Below are 4948 nucleotides of genomic sequence, written 5' to 3' on the forward strand. Positions count from 1 at the left end.
GAGCTGCCGGCCGGGGCGCGCGAAGTCGTGCTGCACTTCAGCTCTTCATCCTATCGAACAGGGAAGATGGTCACCCTTATTGCGTCGCTCCTCGCCCTTGGATTGATCCTGGTGCCTGCCTTCCGCATGCGGAGGCAGGATGCCTGATCGCGCGCTCGTCATCATTCCGACCTACAACGAGCGGGAGAACCTGCCGTTGATCGTCGGTCGGGTCCATGCGGCGCGTCCCGAGGTGCACGTGCTCGTCGTCGACGACGGCAGCCCGGACGGTACCGGGGAGTTGGCCGACGAGCTGTCTCTCGCCGATCCGGATCGCATCCACGTCATGCACCGCGCCAGCAAGGCCGGTCTCGGCGCGGCGTACCTCGCGGGTTTCGCCTGGGGCCTCGGCAGGGGTTACTCGGTGCTGGTCGAGATGGACGCCGACGGATCGCACGCGCCCGAGGAGCTGTACCGCCTGCTCGACGCCGTCGACAAGGGCGCCGATCTGGCGATCGGCTCGCGCTACGTCGACGGCGGCACCGTGCGGAACTGGCCGCGGCGGCGGATGGTGTTGTCGCGCACGGCGAACGGCTACTCCCGCATCTCGCTGGGGGTCGACGTCAACGACATCACCGCCGGCTACCGCGCGTACCGGCGCGAGGTACTTGAGAAGATCGACCTCAACGCCGTCGACTCGAAGGGCTACTGCTTCCAGGTCGACCTGACGTGGCGCACCATCAGCGCGGGCTTCGTGGTCAAGGAAGTCCCGATCACCTTCACCGAGCGCGAGCTCGGCAAGTCCAAGATGAGCGGCTCCAACATCCGCGAGGCGGTCTTCAAGATCGCCGAGTGGGGCATTCGCGGCCGACTCGACCGCGCCCGCGGCGTGGTGCGCTAGAAGTCGGTCAGCTGCCGCTGCCGCGGCGCTTGGTCTTGATGATGTCGAGCCGCTCCTTGAGGAGCTCGTCCAATTCCTCCACCGAGCGTCGCTCGAGCAGCATGTCCCAGTGGGTCCTTGGCGGCTTGACCTTCTTGGGCTCGGGGACGTCGCCGTCGATCAGCGTGCCCTCCATGCCGTTGCGGCAGGGCCAGGTACCGGGGATCTCGGCTTCGTCGGCGAACGGAACCTCGAACTCCTCGCCGTTGTCGGTCCGGTAACGCGCCACCTGACGGGGCGCCAGGTCATGATTACGGTCGGTCTCGTAGCTCACGGCTCCGAGGCGACTACCTCGCAGAACACGATCAGCCATCGTCACTACTCCTCATCCGACATCTTCTTCCGCATGTATCCGCGAGTATCAACGCAGCCAATTGGCGCGAAGTTCCCGACGCGACTGTCCATGCTACCGGGGTCGACGCCGTCTGCCGTTTACAGTCGAGTCCCGTGGCGCCAGAAACTCGACGACGGTCCCGAGTGCAACCATGCCGTTGGTGTGGTCGTGAGGTCGCCGACGCGGGAATGGGACGGCGTCGGCAGTACTGCAGGCAGTCCTGCCGCCAGCGCGCCTACGAGCAGCGCGCCATGGTCAAGGGCACGTCGCTGGCTCCCGATTCGGTGGTCCTGACCGCTGACGAGGCGGCCCAGCTGTCCGACCGGGTCTACCAGGTACGGTGCGCCGCAGAGGACGTCGCCACGGCCATCGAAGAGGGTGCCGAAGGAGCTGAACTGCGCGATCTGTGTGACGCGCTGATGCGTGCGGCGAAGGCGGCCGACGGCTGGCGCTGATCGCACCCGTCCAGGCGGATCGGCACCACGTGCGTTTGGAGGTCGTGCAGGGCGGTGAATCGCCCTGGTAGATCCCATCGCAAAGATCTTCTCGATTGGGCTGAACCATCTTGGGGCTTCGCCCGTCGTTCCTCCTGACAGCTCCCGAAGGGAGCGTGACGCCAGAAGGGATACATCGTGACCCTGCAACTTCCGCTTCCAGCGACTGCATCCGAGCTCGAGTCCGCCGTGTGGCACTTCGGTGACTTCGTTCTCGACCTTCCCCGCTACGAGTTGCAGCGCAACGGGGTCTCGGTCCGAGTCGAGCCGCAGGTATTCGATGTACTGACGTACCTGGTGAAGCACCATCGCCGGGTCGTAACGAAGACCGAGTTGTTCGACGCGGTGTGGGGCGGACGCTTCGTTGGGGAAGCAGCTCTTTCCAGTCGGATCAAGGCAATCCGGCGCGCGCTTGGCGACGACGGGGCATCGCAGCACTACATCCGGACCGTGCGTGGGCGGGGATATCAGTTCGTGGGCGTCCTCGTCGACCCAGAGGCCGACCCCATCGAACGCAAGACCGATGTCTGCGACTTGGGAACAGGGAATGTGCTGGACCTGGGGATCGTCGCGCGAGTAGGTGGCGTTCTGCATGTCCGCTCTCGACGATCACGTGGTCACGGCCGGACGCGCTACCGCGTTGCACCCTCGACGCGGCGTAGGGAATTCAGCGGCCCACCGAAATGAGTTCGCGCGGCTCGACGTTGTCGATTGCGAGCGGCCATGGCTCGCTCGTAATACGGGAAGTCATGCCGGCAGCGAGAACACGGGGTCGGTTATGCTGCGAGCGCGGGCGTCAGCGGCGTGATCGGAACGTCACCGCCGACCATGCGTGCAGTCCTAGCCGTCAGCCGCGAGACCACGGAGCGATAGAGGGACAGCCCATCATGACGGACTCTGGCACCGAGCCGCGGCGGATGGACGATTCGGCGAGAGCCGAACTCATGCGGCGGATCCATGACGAGCATGCGCCGGCGTTGCTCCGGTACGTGCTTCGCCTGACAGGTGGCGACCGGGGGTTCGCGGAGGACGTCCTTCAGGAGTCGCTGCTGCGGCTCTGGAAGAACAGCACCATCCTCACGACCTACTCCGAGGATTCAACTCGAGCGTGGTTGTACACGGTGGCCAGGAACTTGGTGATCGACGACCGACGGAGTTCTCGCTACAAGCGCGAGTTGCAGACCGAGACCGTTCCCGAGCGCAGTACTCCAGACATCTTCGGCCCTGCGGTGGACAAGTGGGTGGTGTCCGACGCCTTGCGATCGTTGAGTCCCGAGCACCGGGCCGTAGTGGTGCGGGCGCACTACCTGGGGCAAACCGCCGTCGAGATCGCTCGCCACGAGGGCATTCCGCCGGGAACCGTCAAATCGCGGCTGCATTACGCACTGCGTGCGCTCCGCGTCGCGTTGGAGGAAAGGGGGGTAGTCCGATGACCTCGGATCGGAACATGGCCGAGTGGGATGCCGCCTATCTACTCGGCGCCCTGTCGGCAGAGGAAGCTGCTGAGTACGAGCGGTACCTGGCCGATGCGCCGCAGCAGACGGAATTGCAAAACTCCGCCGACATTCCCGCCATCCTGGACGTCCTTTCTCCTGAAGAGGCGCTCGCACTAATCGATGAAGGGCCAGAATCCGAAGAACGGGGGACGACTGCCGCCCAGCCCGCGTCACTCGCGGCGGCAGCGGAGAGGCGTCGCCTCCGGTCTCCCCGTGTCCGACTGGCGACAGCGCTCGCATCGGCCGCAGCATTCCTCATCGTCGGGGGCATCGTGGGATACGCCGTCATCCCGCGCGAATCGTCGACCGGCGTCGCACTCCAGGCGATGGCTGCCGGCGAACGAGCCGGCGTCACGGCGTCGCTGGCGGTCTCGGATGAGCCTTGGGGAACGCGCCTCGACTGGCATTGCGAATACACCAAGGACTGGGCGACGAATGTCGACAGCTACGACCTGGTGGTCACGACGAAGGACGGCGCGGAGTCCACCGTGGCGTCCTGGCGCCCCTCGGGGGACGAGGCGTCGAACTTGGCGGCCGCCACGGTGATTCCAACGTCGGACATCCGCACCGTCGTGATCCGTGAAGCCGGTACCGCTACGCCGCTGGCGGTCACTACCCTGGCCTAGAGCTGGCCGCGCGAGGTTCTCCATGCAATCTCCTGACAATCTTCATGTAACGATGTGTCCGCCCGTAGATGCTGGTCACATGAGAAATGTCCTGCGCACCCTTATCGTCGGTGTCCTCGCGCTCTTCGCACTGGGCACCCTGTCCGCTTGCTCGAGTGGCTCGTCCACCGAGTCGTCGAGGGCTCCGTCGACCCAGTCGACCGCCGCCGCCCTCGCACCGCTTCCGCAGTCCGGCAGTTACGTCGGCGACATGGAGGCCGACGGCAAGAAGATGACCATCGGCATCGCCGTCGACGGCAACCAGGTCACCGCGTACGCCTGCAACGGCGTCGACGACGAGGCCTGGTTCTTCGGCGACCAGAGCGCCGGGAGGATCGACGTCACATCGAAGTTCCGCGACACCCTGCTTGCGTCGTTCAACGGCACGGATTTCACGGGTCGACTCGTGATGAACGGCACCAGGTACGACTTCACCGCCAACCCCGTCACCGGACCGGCGGGGGTCTACACCGCTGCCCTCGACGGCGCCCGCGCGGCGTGGATCGTGCGGCCCGACGGTTCCGCGATCGGCGTCCAGTTCAACGGTGGCATCACCGGCCGTGACTTCGAGCAGGCCGAGCTGCAACAGCTGAACGCCGCGCAGTTCCAGTCGCAGGTCCGCAACAAGCGGATCCTGCAGCAGGCCAGTCAGGTCATCAGCCTGCAGAACCGCACCTTGCGCTCGAAGATCAACGGTCGCGACGTGACCGGGCAGATCGTGACGGGTACCACCCGCTTCTGACCCGGTGTCGGGCTCTCCACGTTTTCCTCGTGGCGAGTGGAAGGCTTCCGGCCCCAGACGCGGCTGCGTAGCGTCGCATGATCGTGACCGCATCAGTCGAGCCTGCCGCCGTAACCACGGTCACGTCGCCGACGGCGAAAGTACGCCTGCGGCAGCGCAAGTGGGGCTTTATCCGACTGGCGTCACCCGTCGTCCTCTTGGCCCTGTGGCAGCTGGGCAGTGCGATCGGCCTGATTCCGCAGGACATCCTGCCCGCACCCTCCCTGATCCTCGAGGCCGGTATCGAGCTGATCGAGAA

Annotated in this window: 5 protein-coding genes and 3 pseudogenes; 7 read left to right on the forward strand and 1 reads right to left on the reverse strand. The window is 65.6% G+C overall.

All coding sequences use genetic code 11. From position 1 onward, the window contains the following. Positions 1 to 118 precede the first annotated feature (118 nt). Positions 119 to 862, forward strand: a pseudogene (locus ACRDUX_RS22195) (polyprenol monophosphomannose synthase); the annotation flags it as partial. Between the two features lie 25 nt (positions 863 to 887). Here the strand turns inward: ACRDUX_RS22195 and ACRDUX_RS22200 are convergent. Beyond that, positions 888 to 1232 carry an RNA polymerase-binding protein RbpA gene (locus ACRDUX_RS22200; protein ID WP_526416552.1) on the reverse strand — a complete coding sequence of 115 codons (345 nt, stop codon included), beginning with the start codon at positions 1230 to 1232 and terminating at the stop codon, positions 888 to 890. 134 nt (positions 1233 to 1366) lie between these two features. On the opposite strand from ACRDUX_RS22200, the gene ACRDUX_RS22205 reads away from it, so the two are divergent. From ACRDUX_RS22205 to ACRDUX_RS22230, 6 genes and pseudogenes are all read left to right on the forward strand, one after another. Then, positions 1367 to 1708 (forward strand): hypothetical protein, encoded by a 342-nt coding sequence (locus ACRDUX_RS22205; RefSeq protein ID WP_526416554.1) that lies wholly within the window; start codon positions 1367 to 1369, stop codon positions 1706 to 1708. 228 nt (positions 1709 to 1936) lie between these two features. Next, positions 1937 to 2248 (forward strand): annotated as a pseudogene (locus ACRDUX_RS22210) (winged helix-turn-helix domain-containing protein); the annotation flags it as partial. Between the two features lie 386 nt (positions 2249 to 2634). After that, positions 2635 to 3180, forward strand: a complete 546-nt coding sequence (locus ACRDUX_RS22215) for an RNA polymerase sigma factor (protein WP_526416556.1) — start codon at positions 2635 to 2637, stop codon at positions 3178 to 3180. Further along, on the forward strand, positions 3177 to 3869 hold the full coding sequence (locus ACRDUX_RS22220; RefSeq protein ID WP_526416558.1) for a hypothetical protein: 693 nt from the start codon (positions 3177 to 3179) through the stop codon (positions 3867 to 3869). The genes ACRDUX_RS22215 and ACRDUX_RS22220 overlap by 4 nt, the downstream gene beginning before the upstream one ends. 79 nt (positions 3870 to 3948) lie before the next feature. After that, on the forward strand, positions 3949 to 4650 hold the full coding sequence (locus tag ACRDUX_RS22225) for a hypothetical protein (RefSeq protein ID WP_526416560.1): 702 nt from the start codon (positions 3949 to 3951) through the stop codon (positions 4648 to 4650). A 146-nt stretch (positions 4651 to 4796) separates the two neighbouring features. Then, positions 4797 to 4948, forward strand: a pseudogene (locus ACRDUX_RS22230) (ABC transporter permease); the annotation flags it as partial.

The organism is Mycobacterium sp. (assembly GCF_050701675.1).
In the GTDB taxonomy this organism is placed as follows: Bacteria; Actinomycetota; Actinomycetes; order Mycobacteriales; family Mycobacteriaceae; genus Mycobacterium.

Excerpts from the sequence above, each read along its gene's own strand:
- ACRDUX_RS22200 (WP_526416552.1), bottom strand. The coding sequence starts at position 1,232 with ATGGCTGATCGTGTTCTGCGAGGTAGTCGCCTCGGAGCCGTGAGCTAC.
- ACRDUX_RS22215 (WP_526416556.1), top strand. The coding sequence starts at position 2,635 with ATGACGGACTCTGGCACCGAGCCGCGGCGGATGGACGATTCGGCGAGA.
- ACRDUX_RS22220 (WP_526416558.1), top strand. The coding sequence starts at position 3,177 with ATGACCTCGGATCGGAACATGGCCGAGTGGGATGCCGCCTATCTACTC.
- ACRDUX_RS22225 (WP_526416560.1), top strand. The coding sequence starts at position 3,949 with ATGAGAAATGTCCTGCGCACCCTTATCGTCGGTGTCCTCGCGCTCTTC.